Below are 3,646 nucleotides of genomic sequence, written 5' to 3'. Positions count from 1 at the left end.
TTCGGGGGGCTGGTCCGGGACAGGCTGGGGGGGCAACTGCACGCCATCGGCCTGCGCCTGCATCGCTGCTGCGGCGGCCGCGCGTTCGGCCTTGCGCGAATCGAGCTGTGCCTCGACCTCAAGCTGGCGCGCTTCAACAGCGGCAGCATCCTGATCGATGTTGGACAGCCGCCGTTCGCGCTCTTCCTGGATCAGACGTCCGGCCACGGCTTCCTCGCCGGTCGCCTTTTCAGCATAGGCGTTGCGCACCAGTTCCTGGGTGCAGCCGGTAAAGCCGCCCGCGCCGACGGGTGAACAGCTGTCGGTGCCGAAATTGCCGACGCGCTCCATCGAGCGCACCCGTTCAGTCCAGGCGGTGTTGGCAATCGCATTGGGGTCACCGCGCAACTTTTCAGGGATGCGATAGCGCTCGGCCTCGTCCATGCGCACGCAAACCACGATCTCGTCGGGGTTCTTAGATGGCGCGCACTCGTCGCTGCCATAAACCATCCGCTGGATGACCTTGTCGCCAGCCGCGTCCTGCGCCATCGCGGGCACGAATGCCGCAGTGCTCATCAAGGCCAAAGCCGCGAGGGTTGCGCTTCTGATCATCATGTTCTCCGCTCGGGCCTGACTGTTGCCCTGATCTGATATGGGTGACCGCATGAACCAGACATGATCCGGCGGTCGGTCGGGCAAGGTTTGCCCTATATACGCTTCGACAGCGCGATTGCAGCGCGGCATCCTGCACGGATCACCGCGCTCATCACCGGATAGCCCACGGCCTGTTCAGCGCCTTCGGCCAGCGCGCGGTCCTTGTGTTCAAGCTCTTCATCACGAAAACGCGCGATCGCTTCGGCGAGTTCCGGCTCGCTGTCGCCAAGTTGTTCGAGCTGTTCGGCATAATGCCGGTCGATCTCGGTCTCCACTGCCACGGTGCAGGCCATTGCCGCCTTGGGGCCGATCAGCGCTGTGACCGCACCCAGCCCGAACCCGGCGATGTTCCAGAACGGCTGCAGCGCGGTGGGGCGCACCCCGCGTTCGGCCATCACCTTGTCAAAAAAGGCGCGGTGAATCTCTTCCTGTGCGGCCATCCCAGCAATCGCGCGGGCCTCTGTGCCCTGATCACCCATCACGGCGCGCTGCCCGGCATAGATGCGGGTCGCGCCATATTCTCCGGCCTGGTTGACACGGATCATGCTGGCGATGTTGGTCTGGCTGGCCTGCGGCATCAGCGGGGCTACGGGGTCGGTCATGCGGCGATGCTTCCTGTTTTCCTGCGGCGGATCAGCAGGAAGATGGAGGCCGCGCCTGCCAGCGACAAGATGAAATTGTAACCCGCCATGGAAATCCCGCCCAGCGTCCACTGCGGTGCATCGCAGCGCACCAGCGGCGCGGCCATGATCGAATCCAGCACATCATCGGTGCTTGCCCCCGAAGGCATTGAGGCGGCGCAGCCGGTGATGCCCTGCCACCAGCCATATTCAACCCCGGCGTGAAAGCCCCCGATCAGGCCGCTGATGGCAATCGCCACGCCTGCCAGCCCCGCCATGCCGATGGCGAGCCTGGGCACGCGCCGAACCGAGAGCACCGCCAGCGCGCCAAGACCCAGCGCCGCCCAGTGCGGCCAGCGCTGCCAGAAACACATCTCGCATGGGTAGAGGCCAAAGCCATATTGCCCAATCAGTGCCCCGCCGAGCAAAAAAGCGGGCAGCAGCAGCGCCAGCCAGGCTGCGATCATCGGCGCGCGTGCTTTCATCAATTGTGTGTCCCGCTATTTGGCACCATCATTCGGTCAGGGCTCAGTTGCGCCCCGCGGTCACCGGACGTGGTGCGCGTGCCCCTGTCGCGGCAAGCCGGGCGCTGGCCAAGGTGGTGCGTTTGAGCGTCGCCATCGCGTAATAGAGCTGGAAATCCTCGATGCCCTTTTCCTTCAGCTGATCGGTGGTCATCGTGAAGCGCGGGTCGTCGAGCTTGTCCTTTTCCAGTTCCTTGTCGTCGAGGCCAATTTCATTGATCAAATGACCGCGCAGATCAGATTCGCGCAGCTTCATCCGCGTCTTGTAATCGGGGTCAGACAGCTGTGGCACCTGAATGTCAGGTTCGATGCCGCCTTCCTGGACCGATTTGCCCGAAGGCGTGAAATAGCGCGCGGTGGTCAGCTTGAGCGCCGAGGTTCGCGACAGCGGCAGCAGCGTCTGGACCGATCCCTTGCCGAAGCTGCGCTCGCCCATCACCAGCGCGCGGCGGTGGTCCTGCAGCGCACCCGCGACGATTTCAGAGGCCGACGCACTGCCCGAATCGACCAGCACGATGACCGGCAGGCCATCGGTGACATCACCGGGACGCGCGTAATAGCGTTCGATATCGCCCTTGCGGCGACCGCGCTGTGAAACGATCTCGCCTTTCTCGAGGAACACATCGGTCACCGCGACTGCCTCATCGAGCAGACCGCCCGGGTTGGAGCGCATGTCGAGCACATAGCCGAGCGGCTTTTTGCCAAGCTTCTTGTCGATTGCGAGCACCGCGTTGGTGACATCCTCACCGACGCTCGATGTAAAGCTGGCGATGGTGATCAGACCGATATCGTCCTTGATCTCCCACGTCACCGGCTTCAGGTCGATGATCCCGCGGGTGATGTTGACATCGAACGGCTTGTCGCGGCCCTCGCGCACGATGGTAAGCTTGATCGAGGTGCCCGGCGCGCCGCGCATCTGGTCCACCGCATCATCCAGCGTGCCACCATAGATCAGCTTGCCGTCAAGGTGGGTGATATAGTCCCCAGCCTTGATTCCCGCAAGATCCGCAGGGGTTTCGCGGGTCGGGGCAATCACCTTGACTGCACCATCCTGCATCGTCACCGACAGGCCAAGCCCGCCGTAAACGCCTTCGGTCTGGGTGCGCAGGTTCTCAAAATCGCGCGCGTCAAGATAGCTGCTGTGCGGGTCAAGACTGGCGAGCATCCCGTCAATCGCGCCGCGCATCAGCTTGTCATCGTTGACCGGCTCGACATAATCCGCCTTCACCCGTTCAAATATGTCGATGAACCGCGAGATTTCACGCTGGGTGTCAGATTCGACCTGCGATATCGCAGAAGTCGCTGCTGGCACCATGGCGACCGCAAGAACGATGGCAGAGACGCGGGCAAGGTGGGATTTCATCATCGGGATCGACCTTATTGATTTAGAGCGTTCATACCAAAGGCGCAGGGCCATCATCTGGCGACTGCGCACCCGGCAAATTTATCATTCGCGTCGCACCCCATGACGCATATGCACAATCTAGCGATGAACCGCAGAAATTGCCAGTTGCTTTACCATCGGGGCACGATGGGCTTCGATCAACACCGAACCGCCTTGCTCCACGGTGAACGGTCAGCTGATCAGCGCGGCAATATCGATCGGGCGGCCGTTGCGGCGCAGTTCTGTGGTGATGCGCGGGCGATTGCTGCCAGCTTGGCCAATCGGGTCGCCTTGTGTCACGCGCTCGCCAACTTTGATCGCGCTGCGCGCCATGCCGGTGATCAGGCTTGTCCAGCCGCCGACATGCTCAATGATCACGATATGGCCAAAGCCCCGGTAGGGTCCGGCAAAAGCGACACGACCGTCAGCGGGTGCGATCAGCTGCGCGCCGGGCTGCGCGGCGACGGTCAGCCCGCGCGAGCGCA

The 3,646-nt window shown here is 62.8% G+C and carries 5 protein-coding genes; all 5 read right to left on the bottom strand.

The window, feature by feature from the left end:
* Positions 1-594, bottom strand: a 594-nt coding sequence (locus ACEW8G_RS06115) for a hypothetical protein (RefSeq protein ID WP_373487552.1), incomplete at its 3' end; no start/stop codon positions are given.
* A gap of 92 nt (positions 595-686) precedes the next feature.
* The gene (locus tag ACEW8G_RS06110; protein ID WP_373487551.1) at positions 687-1,235 is read right to left on the bottom strand and encodes a demethoxyubiquinone hydroxylase family protein; all 549 of its coding nucleotides are present in this window, start codon (positions 1,233-1,235) and stop codon (positions 687-689) included.
* Entirely contained in the window at positions 1,232-1,738 is a 507-nt protein-coding gene (locus ACEW8G_RS06105) for a disulfide bond formation protein B (protein WP_373487550.1), read from the bottom strand. Before ACEW8G_RS06105 ends, ACEW8G_RS06110 begins: the two co-directional genes overlap by 4 nt.
* A 43-nt stretch (positions 1,739-1,781) precedes the next feature.
* On the bottom strand, positions 1,782-3,140 hold the full coding sequence (locus ACEW8G_RS06100) for a S41 family peptidase (protein ID WP_373487553.1): 1,359 nt from the start codon (positions 3,138-3,140) through the stop codon (positions 1,782-1,784).
* 213 nt (positions 3,141-3,353) lie between these two features.
* A partial coding sequence (locus tag ACEW8G_RS06095) for a murein hydrolase activator EnvC (protein ID WP_373487549.1) occupies positions 3,354-3,646 on the bottom strand: 293 nt, incomplete at its 5' end.

It is taken from the genome of Blastomonas sp. (assembly GCF_041747255.1).
GTDB lineage: Bacteria > Pseudomonadota > Alphaproteobacteria > Sphingomonadales > Sphingomonadaceae > Blastomonas.
The sequence above is the reverse complement of the archived record's forward strand: the minus strand, read 5'-3'. Positions and strand labels throughout refer to the sequence as shown.

Excerpts from the sequence above, each read along its gene's own strand:
- ACEW8G_RS06110 (WP_373487551.1), bottom strand. The coding sequence starts at position 1,235 with ATGACCGACCCCGTAGCCCCGCTGATGCCGCAGGCCAGCCAGACCAAC.
- ACEW8G_RS06105 (WP_373487550.1), bottom strand. The coding sequence starts at position 1,738 with ATGAAAGCACGCGCGCCGATGATCGCAGCCTGGCTGGCGCTGCTGCTG.
- ACEW8G_RS06100 (WP_373487553.1), bottom strand. The coding sequence starts at position 3,140 with ATGAAATCCCACCTTGCCCGCGTCTCTGCCATCGTTCTTGCGGTCGCC.